This window comes from Pseudomonas sp. FSL L8-0168, assembly GCF_037976155.1.
GTDB lineage: Bacteria > Pseudomonadota > Gammaproteobacteria > Pseudomonadales > Pseudomonadaceae > Aquipseudomonas > Aquipseudomonas paracarnis.
Window position 1 is genome coordinate 5,551,801 of the sequence record NZ_CP150262.1, and the last position, 17,706, is coordinate 5,569,506.

Annotated in this window: 16 protein-coding genes and 1 tRNA gene; 13 read left to right on the forward strand and 4 right to left on the reverse strand. The window is 53.7% G+C overall.

The annotated features are described in order from the left end of the window. Positions 1-171 precede the first annotated feature (171 nt). The 3 genes from MHH62_RS25465 to MHH62_RS25475 all read left to right on the forward strand — a co-directional run bounded on the left by MHH62_RS25465 (position 172) and on the right by MHH62_RS25475 (position 2,434). Positions 172-549 carry a hypothetical protein gene (locus MHH62_RS25465; protein WP_081088332.1) on the forward strand — a complete coding sequence of 126 codons (378 nt, stop codon included), beginning with the start codon at positions 172-174 and terminating at the stop codon, positions 547-549. 668 nt (positions 550-1,217) lie between these two features. Beyond that, complete coding sequence (locus MHH62_RS25470; RefSeq protein WP_020302870.1) at positions 1,218-1,625, forward strand: Imm63 family immunity protein; 408 nt, start codon at positions 1,218-1,220, stop codon at positions 1,623-1,625. A gap of 143 nt (positions 1,626-1,768) precedes the next feature. Continuing rightward, positions 1,769-2,434, forward strand: coding sequence for a hypothetical protein (locus tag MHH62_RS25475; protein WP_032901603.1), 666 nt, complete (start codon positions 1,769-1,771; stop codon positions 2,432-2,434). A 264-nt stretch (positions 2,435-2,698) separates the two neighbouring features. On the opposite strand, the gene MHH62_RS25480 is transcribed toward MHH62_RS25475, so the two are convergent. Continuing rightward, positions 2,699-2,956 (reverse strand): hypothetical protein, encoded by a 258-nt coding sequence (locus tag MHH62_RS25480; protein ID WP_005783616.1) that lies wholly within the window; start codon positions 2,954-2,956, stop codon positions 2,699-2,701. 474 nt (positions 2,957-3,430) lie between these two features. On the opposite strand from MHH62_RS25480, the gene MHH62_RS25485 reads away from it, so the two are divergent. The 8 genes from MHH62_RS25485 (at position 3,431) to MHH62_RS25520 (ending at position 10,474) form a co-directional block, all read left to right on the forward strand. Further along, complete coding sequence (locus MHH62_RS25485; RefSeq protein WP_171905465.1) at positions 3,431-3,823, forward strand: DUF2846 domain-containing protein; 393 nt, start codon at positions 3,431-3,433, stop codon at positions 3,821-3,823. A gap of 73 nt (positions 3,824-3,896) precedes the next feature. Then, positions 3,897-4,589 (forward strand): hypothetical protein, encoded by a 693-nt coding sequence (locus MHH62_RS25490; protein ID WP_166405487.1) that lies wholly within the window; start codon positions 3,897-3,899, stop codon positions 4,587-4,589. Between the two features lie 1,019 nt (positions 4,590-5,608). Next, positions 5,609-6,289, forward strand: coding sequence for a CsgG/HfaB family protein (locus MHH62_RS25495; protein ID WP_005783620.1), 681 nt, complete (start codon positions 5,609-5,611; stop codon positions 6,287-6,289). 29 nt (positions 6,290-6,318) lie between these two features. Continuing rightward, complete coding sequence (locus tag MHH62_RS25500; RefSeq protein ID WP_005783622.1) at positions 6,319-6,681, forward strand: DUF4810 domain-containing protein; 363 nt, start codon at positions 6,319-6,321, stop codon at positions 6,679-6,681. Next, positions 6,678-7,328 carry a DUF799 domain-containing protein gene (locus tag MHH62_RS25505; protein WP_005783625.1) on the forward strand — a complete coding sequence of 217 codons (651 nt, stop codon included), beginning with the start codon at positions 6,678-6,680 and terminating at the stop codon, positions 7,326-7,328. The genes MHH62_RS25500 and MHH62_RS25505 overlap by 4 nt, the downstream gene beginning before the upstream one ends. Before the next feature lie 200 nt (positions 7,329-7,528). Then, complete coding sequence (locus MHH62_RS25510; RefSeq protein ID WP_339232112.1) at positions 7,529-9,169, forward strand: VWA domain-containing protein; 1,641 nt, start codon at positions 7,529-7,531, stop codon at positions 9,167-9,169. 148 nt (positions 9,170-9,317) lie between these two features. Continuing rightward, positions 9,318-9,890, forward strand: a complete 573-nt coding sequence (locus tag MHH62_RS25515) for an RNA polymerase sigma factor (RefSeq protein ID WP_034134586.1) — start codon at positions 9,318-9,320, stop codon at positions 9,888-9,890. Continuing rightward, a complete protein-coding gene (locus MHH62_RS25520; protein ID WP_339232113.1) occupies positions 9,887-10,474 on the forward strand; it encodes a hypothetical protein in 588 nt (195 codons plus the stop codon). The genes MHH62_RS25515 and MHH62_RS25520 overlap by 4 nt, the downstream gene beginning before the upstream one ends. Positions 10,475-10,523: 49 nt before the next feature. Here MHH62_RS25520 and MHH62_RS25525 read toward each other — a convergent pair whose 3' ends face one another. Next, positions 10,524-11,555 carry an SDR family oxidoreductase gene (locus tag MHH62_RS25525; RefSeq protein WP_339232114.1) on the reverse strand — a complete coding sequence of 344 codons (1,032 nt, stop codon included), beginning with the start codon at positions 11,553-11,555 and terminating at the stop codon, positions 10,524-10,526. A 116-nt stretch (positions 11,556-11,671) separates the two neighbouring features. Between MHH62_RS25525 and MHH62_RS25530 the strand changes: the two genes are divergently transcribed. Further along, positions 11,672-12,571 carry a LysR family transcriptional regulator gene (locus tag MHH62_RS25530; RefSeq protein ID WP_339232115.1) on the forward strand — a complete coding sequence of 300 codons (900 nt, stop codon included), beginning with the start codon at positions 11,672-11,674 and terminating at the stop codon, positions 12,569-12,571. A 298-nt stretch (positions 12,572-12,869) separates the two neighbouring features. On the opposite strand, the gene MHH62_RS25535 is transcribed toward MHH62_RS25530, so the two are convergent. Further along, positions 12,870-13,520, reverse strand: a complete 651-nt coding sequence (locus MHH62_RS25535; RefSeq protein ID WP_339232116.1) for a hypothetical protein — start codon at positions 13,518-13,520, stop codon at positions 12,870-12,872. A 916-nt stretch (positions 13,521-14,436) separates the two neighbouring features. Here MHH62_RS25535 and MHH62_RS25540 point away from each other — a divergent pair. Continuing rightward, positions 14,437-17,025: an N-6 DNA methylase gene (locus MHH62_RS25540; protein ID WP_339232117.1), complete on the forward strand. Its 2,589-nt coding sequence runs from the start codon at positions 14,437-14,439 to the stop codon at positions 17,023-17,025. 493 nt (positions 17,026-17,518) lie between these two features. Here MHH62_RS25540 and MHH62_RS25545 read toward each other — a convergent pair. Next, positions 17,519-17,595 (reverse strand) — tRNA-Arg (locus tag MHH62_RS25545). Positions 17,596-17,706 lie beyond the last annotated feature (111 nt).

The following is a 17,706-nucleotide window of genomic DNA, read 5'->3' on the forward strand; positions in this document are numbered from 1 at the left end:
CACAAAGCGGGCGACACAAAGGCCGCCCGATTTTCACTCAAGGAAAAGGGGACAGATTTATTTAAGTTAGAGTTGAAAGGTATATTAAATAAATCTGTCCCCTTTCGTTCAGTCCCCTTTTGTTCACAGCAAAATTGGACACATAGGTGGTGAAGCTATGGGGGGCGGAAAGTGATTATAGAAAAAACTGAGCGTTACAGTGATGAGCTTTTAGGGTTTGTAATTACCTGTCTGTTCTGCGAGGCTATTGATAGATCAGAGTTACAATCGTGGTGCGCAGGATTTTTAGGGGCGGAGGGAGCTCCAGATTTTTTATATGATTTGATTGAGTTTGATGAGCCTATTTTCAAGATCTACAAAGTAATTGGCTATGTTCCAAATTGGAGTCACTCTAAAAACGAGGAATATGCCTTATATGGAATAGCACTGCTCCGTGGCACGGTACCCTACGATATGCCGCTTTCGGCTGCCGAAATGTTGGACGAACTAGCCCGGTTGCCAGCGATACAGCATATGTTTCGTAAAGTATTTCCAAGTGTTGTATTTTAAAAGGTAGGATAGATTTTTTTGGGTTAGAGATGAGGGTGTGTTAGCAATAATGTGGAAATGAAAAAAGGAGACTGAAAAAAAGGGGAAGAATTTATTTAAGTTAGAGTTGAAAAATACCTATTAAATAAATCTGTCCCCTTTTGTTCGTGCCGCCTGCTCTGCTTGTAAATTATGGAGCACTGTACGATAAGTAGCGCCCAGCAATTGAGTCGGAGAAAAAGCGTGAAAATTAATAAATGGCTTTTAGTAGTATTATTGTCGGCCTTGGCTGGCTGCGCACCTTCCCATTCCAATTGGGAAAATGGAATGAATCTATGGGTAGGTACTCATTTCGATTCCCACCTTTACAAAGACTGCACTCGAGGATGTGGCGACTCATATTGGTCGCCTGTAAATAAAAATAAGACCTTTGATAAGGTTGTTGATGAAAACGGAGGCAGGCGGTATTACATAACTTGGATTAGAGATTGCCGATATTCGGTTTTTGTCGCTGCGGATCGGCTAATAAAGTCATGGAGATACGAAACTTCTAACGTAAAAGGATGTTATGTCTTTTAACTGCTGTTTTAAGGGTAAAGAAAAGAGAGAAAAGGGGGCGGATTTATTTAAATTAGAGTTTAAAGGTGCATTAAATAAATCAGTCCTTTTGTTGAGACGAACGAATTAGTATGGTTTCCAATTTCGGTGAGCTGCAGAAAACCGTGAGTTTGATAGGCGCTAAGTTGGGAGCGCCTAAGTCTATGCTGTTGGTTAGAGAGAGCTCCCCCGAAGATGGTACTCCTCACGTGGAGTTTAAAAGTGAGGGTTTTGAATATGTCTCCTCAGAAAGAGGTTATGAGATTTTCAGAAAGCACACGCATTCGCTGGATGAACTTCTCTTTTGGATAATCAGTCGTGTAGCTTTCAATATGGCGGTAGATTACGAGCTCTCCCATCGTGCTGCCGGAAAAGACTCCAGAATAATGATTTTTGAAAAGTACCTCTCGGAACTTAGTAGGATTAATAAGGAATGGGGAAAAAAAGCGTCTGATGAAATCGAGGCGGTACTGCTCGCCGCTCCATTTTCAGATAGTTGAAGTCGATGGGAATGATCAGGAAAGGTTAAGGGTTTGAGAAAAGGTGAGAAAAGGAGACAGATTTATTTAAATTAGAGTTGAAAAGCATATTAAATAAATCTGTCCCCTTTTGTTCGAAATATTTCTGTAAGGGTGGCACGGTAATGACTAAATATAAGCTTGAGTTTCGGCATAGACCTAGTGTTTCAGAGTCTATCGAAGAGAGGCATAAAGATTTTTTGAGAGCTATAGGCGATTTGGGCGTTCCGTGGAGTTTGAACGATGCCTTTGAAGTTCCCCCTATTGGAAGCGAGTTGGTGACCTCGGTGTCATTGGATAAGCTACTTCCAGTCGGCGTTAAAGGTCGAATTTCATATGCTCTGCGAGATCAGAAGTATCTCCAAGATGATGCGCAGTTTGATGATACGCTATTTATTGAATTTACAGACTCCAAAGTCGACTATTCGTATTTGTTGAAGGTTGTTTTTCCTGTTTATATAAAGGCGTTTGGCTCCTATCGCTCAGCTTTACATGATTGGAGTGTTACGAGGAGCGATTGGCCTTTAGTGTTGGAAGCTTGTGATGCTACAAAAAAAGACGTTAACGGTAGGGATGGCGTTTTTCGTATAAATGCAGCGAATTATTTCGATAAGGAGTTGTGTTTTCGCGCCTTTGAAAAAGGGCCTCGTGAACTTGTTGATTTGTTGAATGGTTATGTAGAAGAAGTGTGTGAGTTTGAAGAGGGGGTTTTGATTGTAATTAGTTATACTCCGCTTTCTGCCGACGAACTACTCAGTGCGGGTGATCGAATAAAGAGCTTAGTGGTTTGATTTTTTGTCTAGTCAAATTGGTTGGTGTATTGCAGTTTTGATTGCAAACGAAAAGGGGGCAGATTTATTTAAATTAGAGTTTAAAGGCGCACTAAATAAATCTGTCCCCTTTTTCACCTTTTTCATTTACGCAATACCTACTGGGGTAGGAGTTTGGATACAGTCCTGGTTGAAAAATCGTAAAGAGCGTGAGTCTAACGATAAAGACAGGGGCCAAGGGAATTGAGCACAAAGCGGGCGACACAAAGGCCGCCCGGTTTTCACTCAGGACGGATCGGCATTAAGCCTGCGACTGATGACATCCAGCAAATCACACCCATCGCGCAGCGGAATGGCCAGCAAGTGGGCGAAGTCTGAAAGCACTACGGCATCGCTGCTGAGTTGTTCGCGGAAGGCCAGGTTTTCCAGCAGTTGGGTGACGGCCCGAATGCGGTGCACGGCGGCGTCGTGAAGGACGTCGAGAGGTGCCTGGGTGTCGATGATCAGGGCTGGGACGGTGCAGTCGTGGCCGGTTAGGGGCATGTATCTATTCATACTTAACACTCTGTTTTTGGTGGTTGAAGCCACCACTCAATCGTCGCCAAACGAATGGGTGGCAGCTGTACGCAGGTTGGCGAACCGGCAACAGAGTAAACCGGCAGACCCGAAGGTCTCCCGCGCACAGCCGCCATAACGAGCACAGCTTTGCGGGTGCAAAAACACCTGCATGAAGCGGATTGCTTTTGCACTCTGTTGTCAGGTCGCCAAACCTGATCGCCGTATGGGCGACGGCCGGACTATAAGCCCCTCACCCAAAACCGCGCAAGGCATCACAGCAATGGCACAATGCTTCGGGCCATGCCATAAAAATGAGATCCCGCCATCATCGGCACTCTCAAAACCGCTCCACCGTTACCCACAAGGAAGAAATACATGATCAAGTTGTTCTGCAAAGCCGCTGTCGTTCTGTCCCTTGCCACGCTGTTTGGCTGTTCCTCGACGCCGTCGGTGGAGAAGATGCAGGCTGACGTGGCGAACTATTCGCTGCCCAAGGCCGCCGTGGCCGATAAAGGTTTGGTGTACGTCGTGCGCCCTAGCAATGTCGGGATGATGGTGCGGTTCAACGTGTTCCTGGATGACAAGGAAGCCGACTCGGAGATGGGTTACAACCGTGGTAACCAGTACATCTATTTTTTCGTGACGCCGGGCAAACACGTGATCAGCTCCAAGGCTGAAAACTGGGCGGATATGCCGATTGATGTAAAGGCGGGTGAGGTGGTTTACCTCAAGCAGGAGGTCGAAATGGGCTTCGCCGTGGCGCGTAACAGCCTCAAAGCGCTGAGCGAAGTCGAAGGCCGTTATCTGGTCAAGGATGCGTCCTTGGGCACCATTGCCAAAGAAAGCAAATGAGTTGAGCCAGTGTGTCGGCAGGGCCCAGGCTCTGCCGACTTTTCGTATTCACTGCAAACATTAAAGGACTGATGTGAAAAACCTCCTTTTCATTCTCCTCACCACCCTCATCCTCGGCGGCTGCGTCAGCCACCCCCTCACTCCCGAAAACCGCGCGCAGATCAAGACCGTCAAAGTCCTGCCCGTGAAGTGGGAAAAGAACATGGTGTACTTCGGCCGCGAACAGGCCTGGGGCGCGGCCCTGGGTGCCGGGGTTGGCGCCGGTGTTGGCATGGCCAGCGGGGCGTCCAAGCTGGGTACTGCGGCGTTGAGCGGCGCCGGGTTTGCCGGCGGCATGAAGCTTGGGCAGTTGGCCGAGATGCCGACGCCGGTGGCTATTCTGACGGTGATGGAGGCGGAAAAACTCGATGTAGGCGTGTTGCTCAAGCAGGGCTTTATCGATGAGTTGGGTAAGATTTCGACGCTCAAGGTGGTCGGCGATGATGAGCCCGCCGATGCGCAGATTCAACTGACCGTGTCCGAGTGGGGCTTTCGCCTGACCCAGGGTTTCAGCAGTGTGATTTATCCGACCCTTAACGTGTTAGCGCAGATGGATCGCGGCGATGAGATGGTCTGGCGCACCTTTGAAGCGGTCACGCCGTTTAATGGTCAGAACGTTTATGGCTATACACCGTTAACCTACCGCACGGACCCTGAAGCCTTGCGCCGGGCGTTGACCGGGATTACGCAGATTTCTGCGCAGTACCTGGTGAAGGAGCTCAAGTAGGGCTGTGCGAAGGCTGGCGGCTGTTGGTGTGCGGGCTTGGGCTAATGCCAGTCAGGGTTAAGCGCAGTTCCCCTGTGGGAGCGGGCTTGCCCGCGAAGGCGGTGTGTCAGTCACCGCAACTACTACTGCACTAACGCTATCGCAGGCAAGCCAGCTCCCACATTGGATCTTCGTTGCTTTGGGCATTGCGTTCGTTTAATTGATCGGCATTGGGCTTGCCCGCGAAGGCGGTGTGTCAGTCGCTGCATCTGTTGCTGCACTATCGCTTTCGCAGGCAAGTCAGCTCCCACATTGGATCTTCGTTGCTTTGAACATTGCGTTCGTTTAATTGATCGGCATTGGGCTTGCCCGCGAAGGCGGTGTGTCAGTCGCTTCATCTGTTGCTGCACTACCGCTTTCGCAGGCAAGCCAGCTCCCACATTGGATCTTCGTTGCTTTGGGCATTGCGTTCGTTTAATTGATCGGTATTGGGCTTGCCCGCGAAGGCGGTGTGTCAGTCGCTGCATCTGTTGCTGCACTACCGCTTTCGCAGGCAAGCCAGCTCCCACATTGGATCTTCGTTGCTTTGGGCATTGCGTTCGTTTAATTGATCGGCATTGGGCTTGCCCGCGAAGGCGGTGTGTCAGTCGCTGCATCTGTTGCTGCACTACCGCTTTCGCAGGCAAGCCAGCTCCCACATTGGATCTTCGTTGCTTTGGGCATTGCGTTCGTTTAATTGATCGGCATTGGGCTTGCCCGCGAAGGCGGTGTGTCAGTCGCTGCATCTGTTGCTGCACTATCGCTTTCGCAGGCAAGCCAGCTCCCACATTGGATCTTCGTTGCTTTGAGTATTGCGGTCGGCAGTAGGGTAAGCCCCCCACCTATGGCCGAAACAACTTGAGAACCGCTCTCAACCCCGTAAAATGCCGCAGCCGTTGCATCACCGTCTTTCAGGGAAGAATCCAGGCCAGCGCGTTTTCAGGCTGCCTTTCTCCTTGGAAAACCCAGCAACGCTGATTTCCTCACCCAAGGAGCACCCTGTGAAGACACTGTCCAAAATCCTGCTGTCGGGCCTCACCGCCGCGGCGCTGTTGACCGTGGCCGGTTGTGCCACCGAGAGCAACCGCGCGATGCCGGTGGAGCAAGTCGCCAGCGCCCACGTTGCCTATTCCGGCGTGCGTGTGCCGATTGCCGTGGGTAAGTTCGATAACCGCTCCAGCTACATGCGCGGCATCTTCTCCGATGGCGTTGACCGTCTCGGCGGCCAGGCCAAGACCATCCTCATCACCCACTTGCAGCAGACCAACCGCTTCAGCGTGCTGGACCGTGACAACATGGGTGAAATCTCCCAGGAAGCCAAAATCAAAGGCACCGTGCAGAAGCTCAAGGGCGCTGACTACGTAGTGACTGGCGATGTAACCGAGTTCGGCCGCAAAGAAACCGGCGACCGCCAGTTGTTCGGCATTCTCGGCCGTGGCAAGACCCAAGTGGCCTACGCCAAAGTCGCGTTGAATATCGTCAACATCAACACCTCTGAAGTGGTGTATTCCACCCAGGGCGCTGGTGAGTACGCGCTGTCCAACCGTGAAGTGATCGGCTTCGGCGGCACCGCCAGCTATGACTCCACCCTCAATGGCAAGGTGCTGGACCTGGCCATGCGCGAAGCGATCAACCGCCTGGTCGACGGCATCAACGCCGGCGCCTGGAACCCGCGTAACTGATCAGCCAAACCACAAGGAGCAGTACACGGATGAGCAAGGCAGTGAAGTTAGCGCTGACGCTGGCAGCAATCGCGACGGTAGCCGGGTGCCAAACGGCGCCCCAGCCCCTGTATCAATGGGAAAGCTACCAGCCGCAGGTTTACGAGTACTTCAAGGGCGAGCCCAAGGAAGCGCAGGTGGAAGCACTGGAGCGCGATCTGCAGAAGATCAACGCCAGTGGCCGCAAGGCACCGCCGGGTTACCACGCGCACCTGGGCATGCTGTACATGAACATGGGCAAGGATGACCAGATGGTGCAGGAGTTTCGCACCGAGAAGGCGTTGTTCCCTGAGTCTGCTGCGTACATGGACTTTCTGTTGAAAAACGCCAAAGCCGGAGTCGCCACCAAATGAGCCTGTTAAAACTCACCGGCGCCTTGCTGGCCCTGGCGTTGCTCGGCGGTTGCGCCGCACCCAAGACGGTTGATTATTCGGCGTACAAACAGGCGCGGCCCAAGTCGATCCTGGTACTGCCGCCGATCAATGAATCGCCGGAAGTGCAGGCGTCTTACAGCCTGGTGTCGCAAGTCACCTACCCGCTGGCCGAAGCCGGCTACTACGTGTTGCCGATTGCCCTGGTGGACGAAACCTTCCGCCAGAACGGCCTCACCACCGCCAACGATATCCAGGCCGTACAACCGGCCAAGCTGCATGACATCTTTGGTGCGGACGCGGCGCTGTACATCACCATCAGCGAGTACGGCACCCAGTACATGCTGATCTCCAGCGACACCTCGGTGACGGCCTCGGCCAAACTGGTGGACCTGCGCACCGGCACCACCTTGTGGACAGGTTCTGCGCGGGCGTCGAGCGAGGAGGGCAACAACAACGGCGGCGGCCTGGTGGGCATGCTGATCACGGCGGCGGTCAAGCAGGTGATCAACAGCTCTACCGATGCGGCGCACCCGATTGCCGGTATCACCAGCGCGCGGTTGCTGTCGGCAGGGCAACGCACCGGCATCTTGTACGGCCCGCGTAACCCGAAATACGGCACGGACTAAGAGAACACCGCCATTCAACTGTGGGAGCTGGCTTGCCTGCGATAGCGGTGGACCAGTGCTGGAAAGGCTGCCTGACACACCGCTATCGCAGGCAAGCCAGCTCCCACATTGATCGGGGTGAATTTCCAAGGTTTAACCCGAACCCAACCTTCCTCGCGTCTGACCTTGTGAACGGACTATTCATTCACGAGGTTCAGCCCATGTCCCGCCCTCTGCTCTGCCTGCGTCCCGCTGCCCAAGGCTTCACCGTTACCCTGCTGGTAGCGCTGGCCGGGTGTGGGCTGTCTTCCTCTCCCGAGATGGCCAAACCCGCACAACCCATCGCCGAGTTGCACAGCGCGCCGGTTGAGGGCGCGATGGTCAAGCGGATGGCCATGCCGACACCGATGGCGGTGCGAGAAATGGCGACGATGGACTACCGCAGCGAACCCCGCGAGCAATACGCCAACCTGCCCGACAACCCCGTGCACCGCGTCGCCGAAACTCCGGTCTCCACCTTCAGCGTGGATGTCGACACGGGCAGCTACGCCAACGTACGGCGCTTCCTCAACCAAGGCCGTCTACCGCCCGAAGGCGCGGTGCGATTGGAGGAAATGGTCAACTACTTTCCCTACAATTACGCGCTGCCCACCGATGGTTCGCCCTTTGGCGTCACCACCGAAGTCGCCACCACGCCATGGAACCCGCGCACAAAACTGCTGCGCATCGGCATCAAGGCCTCCGATAAACCCGTGGCCGAACTGGCGCCCGCCAACCTGGTGTTCCTGGTGGACGTGTCCGGCTCCATGGACCGTCGCGAAGGCTTGCCGCTGGTCAAAAGCACGCTGAAATTACTGGTGGATCAACTGCGTGATCAGGACCGCGTGTCACTGGTGGTCTACGCCGGTGAATCCCGCGTGGTGCTCAAGCCCACCTCGGGCAGTGAAAAAGCCAAGATCCGCAACGCCATCGACCAACTCACCGCCGGCGGTTCCACGGCGGGCGCGTCCGGCATCGAACTGGCCTACCAGATGGCCCGCGAAGGCTTTATTGCCAACGGCATCAACCGCATCCTGCTGGCTACCGACGGCGACTTCAATGTGGGCATCAGCGATTTCGACAGCCTCAAGCAAATGGCCGTGGCTCAGCGTAAAAGCGGCGTATCCCTGACCACCCTCGGCTTTGGTGTGGATAACTACAACGAACACCTGATGGAACAACTGGCCGACGCGGGCGACGGCAACTACGCCTACATCGACAACCTGCGCGAAGCGCGCAAAGTGCTGGTGGAGCAACTCAGTTCTACCCTGGCCGTGGTGGCGCGGGATGTGAAACTGCAGGTGGAATTCAACCCGGCCCAGGTCAGCGAATACCGCCTGCTGGGTTATGAAAACCGCGCCCTGAAACGTGAGGATTTCAACAACGACAAGGTCGATGCCGGCGAGATTGGCGCAGGGCACACGGTGACCGCGCTGTATGAAATCGTGCCCAAGGGCGAGAAGGGCTGGTTGGAGCCTCTGCGTTACGCCGCCGCACCTGCGACCGAAGGCCAATCCGATGAGCTGGCGATGCTGCGGGTGCGCTACAAACCAGCTGCGGGCGGTAACAGCCAGTTGATCGAACGCCCTATCGCCAACCAGGCCACCCCAGCCAGCGACGACCTGCGCTTCTCGTCTGCCGTGGCCGCCTTCGCCCAACAGCTCAAGGGCGATGGCCGCTACACTGGCACCATGAGCTTGCAAGACACCGCCAAATTGGCGCGCTCGGCCCGCGGCGATGACCCGTTCGGGCTGCGCAACGAATTCGTGCAACTGGTGGAGTTGGCCCAAAGCCTCAAACCAGAATCCCGAACACAACAATGAACCAATGTGGGAGCTGGCTTGCCTGCGATGCAGACAACTCGGTTCACCAGGCACACCGAGTGGATGCCATCGCAGCGTTGCGACGATTCGACAAGCCAGCTCCCACACTAACCCTGCTTCGGCTGACCAAAAGGAGTTCGCCCACTACATGGCCGTTCCAGACGACTCACCCAGCGACGAATCGCTGCTGGCCCGCTACCGAACCGGTGACGCGGGCGCCTTCGAAACCTTGTACACGCGCCATCGCCAGGGCCTGTACCGCTTCCTCGTGTCCCTGTGCAACAAAGCCGAACTGGCCGAAGAAATCTACCAGGACACCTGGCTCAGCCTCATCCGCAGCACCACCCAGCCACAAGGCCGGGCGAGTTTTCGCACCTGGTTGTTCCAGATCGCCCGCAACCGCCTGATCGACCATTGGCGCAAGCACGGCATCCACAACCCCCTGCATGACAGCTACGATGAACAGCTGCACGCCCAGGCCGACGACAGCGACGGCCCCGAGCAGCAACTGACCCTCAGCCGCGACCAGGCGCGCCTCGACGCGGCCCTGCAAGCGTTGCCCGAAGACCAGCGCGAAGTGTTTCTGCTGCGCCTGCACGGCGACCTCGAAGTACCGCAAATCGCTACCCTCACCGGCGCCCCGCTGGAAACCGTAAAAAGCCGCCTGCGCTACGCCCTGCAAAAATTGCGGCGCCTGCTGGCCGAGGAGGTATCCGTATGACTGACTCCCGACACACCCCAGACGACGCGCTGCTCCAGCACTATCGTCAACACAACACGGGCGAGCCGCCCGCGTCCCTCGACGCCTTCATCCTCAACGCCGCCCGCCGCGAAGCCCCGCAGCCGCAACCCAGCCTGTGGCAACGCTGGCTGCAAGCCTGCCAACGCCCGCGCTGGCAAATGGCATTCGCCACCGTCGCCGGGTTGGCACTGATGATCGGCGTGGTCATGCGCTCCCCGGTGCAGCAACCTGAAATCTCCACCGCGACATTCTCCGCGCCGCGCCACGAAGAAGCCGCCCAGCCAGCGCCGCAAGCCTTCTCCGCCCCCGCGCCCATGGCCCGGATGGCGATAGCGCCACGGGTTGAAAGTGCGCCAGCTCAAGCCGAAAGCGCAGTGGCGGATCAGCCAGCGCTGAAACTCAGCAAACGGGCGCTGCCGACGTTGGAAGAGGGTCTGCAGGAAATTGTGAACCTGCGTCGAGCGGGGGAAACCAAGGCGGCGGACGAGAAACTGCTGGCGCTGTACCAACGCTTCCCGCAGGAGGATTTGCCGGCACGGTTAGAAGCACTGCAAACGCGTTAAATCTGCCGCCACGAAAAAAGCCCCAGGCCTGTCGACCTGGGGCTTTTTATTACAACCCGCCGTAGGCTCGGTACCAGCCCACCGTGTCCGCTAGGGTCTGCTCCAACCCGCGAAAGCTCAGCCCCAGTTCCTCTTCACTTTTACGGTGGTCAAAGCGGGTACGGTGCTCCTCGCGTATCAACAGCCGCAACGTCGCCATGCTCAGCAAGATGGGCTTGCCGGTCAGGTACGCGTAGGCCTCTTGCACCGCTGCCAACAGGTACAGCGCGGGCAGCGGCAGCTGGCGGGAGGGCACCTTGACCTCGGCAATACGCCCCAGCACCGGCATCAGCTGGCGCATGGTCAAGTTGCGACCGGCCGCGAGATAACGCTCGCCCCGACGCCCGCTCTGGGCGGCAGCAATGTGCGCCCAGGCCACATCGCGGGCATCGACCAGCGAAAAGGTGCCAGGAATCAGCCCCGGCAACTTGCCGTTGATCACGTCCCTCACCAACTGCCCCGAAGACGTCGGCCCACGGTCGCCCGGCCCCCACATCCAACCGGGCAACACCATGCAAGCGTGCATCTGCGGGTGGCTTTCAAGAAACCTCAACACCTCCCGCTCAGCCAGGATCTTGCTGCGATAGTAGTCGTCCGCATCGGCTTCGGCCCGCAGGCACGTCTCGTCGATCGGCGTACCGGGGGCACCGTCGAGCACGGCAATCGACGAGGTATGCACAAACCGTCGCACACCGGCGTCATAGGCCTGTTGCAGCAGCGCTCGCGTACCGACGACATTGATCTTTTCCAGCTCCTCCCAATGGCTGCCGCCCTTGTAGTTATCCCGAAAAAACGCCGCGCAGTGAAACACCGTATCGCAGCCTTGCAACGCTGCCGCGAAGGCATCCACATCCGCCATGTCTCCCACCACCTGCTCCACGCCCGGCACATCGCCGAACTGCTGCGCACCCTTGGCCACCGAGCGAACCAGCGCCTTCACCGCATAACCCCGTGCGACCAACTCCCGTACCAGGTTATTGCCCAGCAAGCCGGTGGCACCGGTCACAAAGGTGCTGTGCAAGCGATTGGGGTTCGTGTTCATACAGGCCATTCCATTTATTGAGAAGGCCAGTAGATATACCCGCGAGCCCGCGCCGTAAAAACAGCGCCTGCGGCATAATGGCTTTGCACATCTGCACACCAGGGAAGCGCGGAGATATGGCATTGCAGGCAAATTGGGACGATCTTCGACTGCTGCTGGCAGTCTCACGGCGCGGCAGCTTTTTACAGGCAGGCCAGTTACTCGACATCGCGGCCTCTACCGTCTCCCGCCGCCTCACCCAACTGGAAACCGCCCTGGGCGAACCACTGGTGGAACGCGGCGTGGAAGGCTGCCGGCTCACCTCCCGAGGCCAAGCCCTGGTAGACGTCGCCCTGGCAGCCGAATCCGGCCTGCGCCGCCAGGCCCCCGTCGACGGCACGCCAGCAGCCCTCAGCGGCACCGTGCTGGTGAGCGCCGGCGAAGGCTTTTCTGCCAGCGTGCTCGAAGCCGCCAGCCGCTTCACCGCGCAGCACCCAGGCTGCTCCGTAGAACTACAGGTCACCACCGACTTCCATAAAATCGTACGAGGCGTGGCCGATATAGCCATACGCACCGCACACCTGGGCGAACCCTCCCTGATCTACCGAGGGCTCGGCAAACTGGACTACGGGTTCTTCGCTACCGCCGAATACCTGCAACGGTTTCCTGCGCTAACTCCCGCCACTGCCGCCAGTATTGCCTTGCTGCCACCGCTGGATCTGCTACCGCAAATGCGCGCCGCGAAAGCTGCCGGGCTGGACCATGCGCCGATTAGGGTTAGTTCGTTCGCGGTGCAGCTTGAGTCGGTGAGGCGCGGGATGGGGGTGGCGGTGTTGCCGCGTATTTTGGCTACGGGGTTGAGTGAGGTTTTTCAGGAGATAGAACTGCCGGCGATGGAGGTTTATTTGGTGACGCGGCCGCAGGCGTTGAAGCAGGGGCATATTCAGGGTTTTTTTGGGGTGTTGGAGGGGGTGTTGCTGGATGAAATTTCTAGCCTGGATAAGCAGCATTTCAGGAATTCATCGAGTTCTTCGTAAGACCCAACTCATCGGGATGTGGAGGCTCCGCCGCTCGTAGCAATTTCTAGTCGCGCGTGTAACTCGCCTACAAAAAAGCCCCAGTTCTCCCGACCTGAGGCTTTTTCATTTCATGTTTGGTGCCCGGCGTCGTTTGAACTGGGCAGTCATATGCCCGCGTTTACTGGGTCTTCCTGATGGTCCGTCGGTTAGGCATACACATGGGCATACACCAGCTAAATTGCTGGAGTACATATTCATTTTGGAATGCAGCTGTTTGCCGTGTCGCGGCAACCGGTTCACCAATGCAAATACTTACTCAATATTCGCCGCGATATTCCCTTTCCATCTCGTGTTTAAATTGGAGTTGTTCGTCAACTACGCAGCCAGCCCCTGAAAGCATCGTTGCGATTTTCTCAATTACCTCACGCACGTTCCGAAGGTTAATGGTCGCGAGGCCAGGCAGCGACGGCTTCCCATCTCTGTCCTCTGGATAGCGAAATGCCTGAGACGTAGGGTCTATCGATGCAAATTCGTCGATGAGGCGGCCTGCTTCTTTTAGCTTCTCAACTGAATCACCTGGTGCTATTTCAGCTAGGAGGGGATAACAGATCGCCCACAGTTTTCCGATATGGTGATCTTTCGGAAAGCCTTTCTCCTTACCGATGACTGACCTACCCATCTGAATGAGCTCTTTGAGCTGTAGTTCCAGATACTGTCGGTATAGAAATAAAATAGGATAGACCTGAGTGTCTTGACCTGAGCTGCGCTCCTCAATGCGCTGAACCAGAATATCGGCAGCGTCCTTGTACCCTGACGCATAAAGCGTCCAACGATACCCCCCTCCCCAATTTACACACGCGTTGTTCCACCAGTCCTCCTGTGACTTAAACAGTCCGTCTTCTGAGGACGGGAACGCGGACGGTCGTATGAAAAAATCAGGGTCAAGCAAAGAGTCTGGATCGCTCATTTTGAAGCCTCAATTAGGGGGGGTTAGTGGCGAGTATAGAAGCTCAGTCGAAGCTCTGGAAAAGTGACGAGCGCTGTAAGCTTTCATTCGCGCTGGCTGTCCGATGTGGTTTCCCGGTTGCTCAGAGCGAGTGATGTACCAAGCAGGCAGCAAAAAAATTGCCGGGGCCCCTGGAGAGTTTTGCTAGGTACGGGGCATGAAACCCGAGGGATCGTGGTAGCGGCAACCACACCAGCTTACTGAAATTCGTGTGGTTTGGAAGGCCTCAGGGGGCCCGACTCATATGGGAATCTCTCGCTGACGGATACGTTTTCTAATGGGGTGGCGGGGCAGGCAACGAATTAAAGCGGTGTAACTCGTGTTACTGATGTAACTCTAATCCATAACCTATTGAATTTACGGAGAATAACGATGTTAAACGAGCCTGAAGCCCGTTATGTCCGAGTTGTAGCAGTAGAAAAACGTGTAATGCGTTCAGTCTTTTGGAGGCTCAGCTCAGATGGTTTTGCGAGCAGTGAAAAGCGCCGATAAACGTGGGACTACCTGAGTGCCTGTTCTCGAGTAGGTTTTTCGCGGTCGGGACAATTGGCGCGCCTGCCATTGCTTTAGCAGATCATCAAGAGGACCTCTGCCGCATTTTCGTACCCAAAGTCGCCGAAGGACGTGGCCGCAGCTAAGGGGTGGCCAGTGAAAGCGATAGAATTTTTACTGGTTGCATGTACAGTTATTTCAATGCGAACATTCGTTGCGAGGGGAGGCTGACATAAGCAAAAGCTCCTCCTTACCAGCAGGAGATAGGACGGCAAAGGTCTGAGGCTTCAGGTAAGCTCTCCCTTTTTTCATGTCGGCGACTGTGCGAGCAGATTTACCATTGGTTCATGCTTGAACGAACCACAGCAACCCACACAGGTATTATATGAGCGAATTTTTAACGTCTGAGAGAGATGTCGAAGTTAAGATCGTAACTCCACTCTTCTTAGATGTACTCGGCTACTCTGAAAAAGAAATGAATTGGGCTGTCCCCGTAAAAATGAATATGGGGCGAGAAGTAAGAACGAAAGAGGCTGATCTTGTCATAAAAAGGCAGGGCGAAATATTAGTAGTGGTAGAAGCGAAAAAGCCTACGGAGGCAATCTCTGGAGCAACTGGCCAGACTGACTCTTATGCCTTCGCATTACATGCACCATTTAGCTTCATAACAAATGGCAAAGAGTATCGTCTGCGCGCCTACTACCATGGGAACAAACGTGTAGATCTTCTTACAGGAGTAATCGGTAAGCTTGTAAAAAAAGATTTTGCTAAGCTTGTCAAGTTGATTGGTTCCAAGGAGATTTCCGGTACAAAGTCTGAGTCAGCGATTTCTATTGATGAGCCAGATTATGAAAAAATTAGAGACTACAGAAGGTTCTTTAAGGGGCTTCATAATACAATCAGAGATGGCGACAAGCTTGATCCCGCTGCCGCATTTGATGAACTAAGCAAAACATTGTTAATGAGTGCTGCAGACGAAGCATTAACTATAACCAATCCGAAGCACAAGCGTCTCACAGCAGATGACGTTAAAGGTTATGCGGAAACCTCAAATGCAAAAGCTATTAAGTCAGTAAATATCCATTTCAAAGAAGTCGTTCATGCAGCCTTTCCGTTGCTATCCGATGAAACTTCGGAATTAAATTTATCTCCGGAAACAATTGAAGCGATTCTTCGTAAGCTGCAGCCATTCAGTCTAAAAAGCGAAGATATTGATGTAAAGGGTCGAGCGTTCGAAGAGTTTTTACCTTCGCAACTAAGAGGGAAAGGTTTAGGGCAATATTTTACCCCTAGACCGGTCGTAAACTTTATGTGTGAATTGGCCGATATTTCGTTGAACGATGTAGTGGTTGATTTCGCTTGCGGCTCAGGTGGCTTTCTCATTAAAGCATATGAAAAAATGCGAAGTGAGGTTGAGGTGTTGCCTGCCGGCACTATCAAAAGATTAGGTACGACGCGGCATGCTCTGATTGAAGATATCAAAAATTCTCAAATTTTCGGAATTGATGCAGAGCCCCGCGCAGCACGCACTGCACGAATGAATATGCTCCTTTGGGGGGATGGAAAATGTGTAGTGCGTGGTAACGCCCTAGCTACGACGGATTTCTCTGGTAGTCCGTATCAGGTTAAAGAGTATGATTCCGCAAAAGAAGGAAGTGGTTGCTCGTTAATACTTGCAAACCCACCTTTTGGGGCTAGAGAAAAAGACACAGGCATCCTTGATAGGTATGATTTCGGTTCTCGAAAAAAGACAAGGAAGTCTCAGAAGACGGAAGTATTATTTGTAGAGAAGGCGCTGCGACTTTTGCGTCCAGAAGGTCGGCTTCTCATCGTGTTACCGACCGGTTTGCTGAGTGCGGACTCCTACGAAAGCCTTAGAATGCATATTTTGCGAAATGCTTGGGTGCGTGGCATTGTCAATTTGCCTACCCATACTTTCGTTCAGTCTGGCGTTCCTACTGTTAACACCGTTGTTCTGTATCTTCAAAAATATACAGAGGATGTTAAAGAGTTTTTTGATAGTCAAGATATTGGTGAAGACTTTTCGGAGTTTAAATCATTGCTTTCGAAAAATCCGCAGTATGATTATGAGATTTTCATGGCTGACTGTGAGGATGTTGGATTCGAGCCAAACGGAAAAGCATCTAAAAGAAATGGCGAGCCTAGCGATTTAGATTTGATTCTTAAGGACTTTGTTGAGCAGTCTGATGGTGATTTAGAAAATTTGGATGTTTTTGACTTTGCCGAGCGGTTGTACGGAATAAAAAGTTTCCGTAGGCGGGATCAGTCTATAAGAGGATCCAGGAAAGCAGGGAAAGTTTCGTTTAAATTACGCGCCAGTGCTTTGATGGGACGAATGGATCCATCCTATTATGTTTTTTCAGAGAAGACTCGCTTCTTCGAAGCGGATATGGAACCTATAGGGCAAAGAGTTAAAACAGTGTCCAGTCGATTCCGTCCAAAAACGCCGGAAGAGTTGGACGAAGAGTTTCCTCTTCTGTCTGTTTCAAGTGATGGGAAAGTCACTATGCGGGAAGTCCTGCGTGGTGAGGATATCCTTACTCCTCAGAAAATGGTCCAGACCGGAGACATAGTCTATAACCCAATGCGCGTAAATATTGGGAGTATAGGTATAGTTGATGAGGAGAATTCTGGTGGGCTGGTTAGTCCTGACTATCACGTTATACGGCCAGACGGAATAGATGCCGAATATTTTATTGGTTTGCTTCGGACGCCATTCTATAAATTCTACATAGATATTATCACGACAGGTTCCATCAGAGATCGTCTTTACCCTCAAGACCTTCAGAAGATGCTAATACCTAAAACAGATGCCGGGAAAAGAAAAAAGATCAAGGATCTACAGGCCGCAATAGGCGACGAAGTGGATAGATCTCACGCAGCCATATCCCAGTTGTCTATAAACTTAAATGAGACTATTCGCGAAATGCTCCCGACTTCACCGGCGTCTTGATAATATAGCTTTCAGAGTGTAGGAGGTTCAGAAGAACTGCGACTATTACAAATAGTCGCAGTTGCTTTGAAGATGTCTGAAAGATTACGTTTTAATAAGTTTTATTGGTCCGAAATTTAAATGGCTTTCGGGTTGTAGTTGTTCTTGTTGTTAGGTGGCGCTAAGTTCAAGTTCGTTGAAGATTTGCATCGGATCTTCGGGCTGGGTCAAAAGGGGACAGATTTATTTTCACCCAAGCTGAAACCGCAGAGCTACTGGTGGGTATACCAGCGGCGAAACCTAGCAGGTCCGGCAGCTTACATTGCACGTTCAATACTCGCGGGCCATCATGAAGCTGCATAAAACACGGCAGCCGATGAGAAGCTGCTGGTGCTGCGTGGGCGCTTTCCGAATTACGATTTGCCGGCGCGGCTTGAGGTGCTGCAGAAACGCTAAATCACCACCCACAAAAAAGCCCCAAATCTCTCAACCTGAGGCTTTTCCATTCCAAATCTGGTGCACCCGGCGGGATTCGAACCCACGACCCCTGCCTTCGGAGGGCAGTACTCTATCCAGCTGAGCTACGGATGCTTGTGCGGGCGACATCATACCCATGTCGACCTGATGCGTCCATTCCAGCGTTTTCCCCGCCCCCTGTCGTCCATTTCCGACAAAAAATGGCTAATCGCCACCCTCATTCAC

What these genes read in the sequence shown, in the direction of transcription:
- MHH62_RS25470 (WP_020302870.1), top strand. Translation starts at nt 1,218, where the DNA reads ATGGTTTCCAATTTCGGTGAGCTGCAGAAAACCGTGAGTTTGATAGGC.
- MHH62_RS25475 (WP_032901603.1), top strand. Translation starts at nt 1,769, where the DNA reads ATGACTAAATATAAGCTTGAGTTTCGGCATAGACCTAGTGTTTCAGAG.
- MHH62_RS25480 (WP_005783616.1), bottom strand. Translation starts at nt 2,956, where the DNA reads ATGCCCCTAACCGGCCACGACTGCACCGTCCCAGCCCTGATCATCGAC.
- MHH62_RS25485 (WP_171905465.1), top strand. Translation starts at nt 3,431, where the DNA reads ATGCAGGCTGACGTGGCGAACTATTCGCTGCCCAAGGCCGCCGTGGCC.
- MHH62_RS25500 (WP_005783622.1), top strand. Translation starts at nt 6,319, where the DNA reads ATGAGCAAGGCAGTGAAGTTAGCGCTGACGCTGGCAGCAATCGCGACG.
- MHH62_RS25505 (WP_005783625.1), top strand. Translation starts at nt 6,678, where the DNA reads ATGAGCCTGTTAAAACTCACCGGCGCCTTGCTGGCCCTGGCGTTGCTC.
- MHH62_RS25510 (WP_339232112.1), top strand. Translation starts at nt 7,529, where the DNA reads ATGTCCCGCCCTCTGCTCTGCCTGCGTCCCGCTGCCCAAGGCTTCACC.
- MHH62_RS25515 (WP_034134586.1), top strand. Translation starts at nt 9,318, where the DNA reads ATGGCCGTTCCAGACGACTCACCCAGCGACGAATCGCTGCTGGCCCGC.
- MHH62_RS25520 (WP_339232113.1), top strand. Translation starts at nt 9,887, where the DNA reads ATGACTGACTCCCGACACACCCCAGACGACGCGCTGCTCCAGCACTAT.
- MHH62_RS25525 (WP_339232114.1), bottom strand. Translation starts at nt 11,555, where the DNA reads ATGAACACGAACCCCAATCGCTTGCACAGCACCTTTGTGACCGGTGCC.
- MHH62_RS25530 (WP_339232115.1), top strand. Translation starts at nt 11,672, where the DNA reads ATGGCATTGCAGGCAAATTGGGACGATCTTCGACTGCTGCTGGCAGTC.
- MHH62_RS25535 (WP_339232116.1), bottom strand. Translation starts at nt 13,520, where the DNA reads ATGAGCGATCCAGACTCTTTGCTTGACCCTGATTTTTTCATACGACCG.
- MHH62_RS25540 (WP_339232117.1), top strand. Translation starts at nt 14,437, where the DNA reads ATGAGCGAATTTTTAACGTCTGAGAGAGATGTCGAAGTTAAGATCGTA.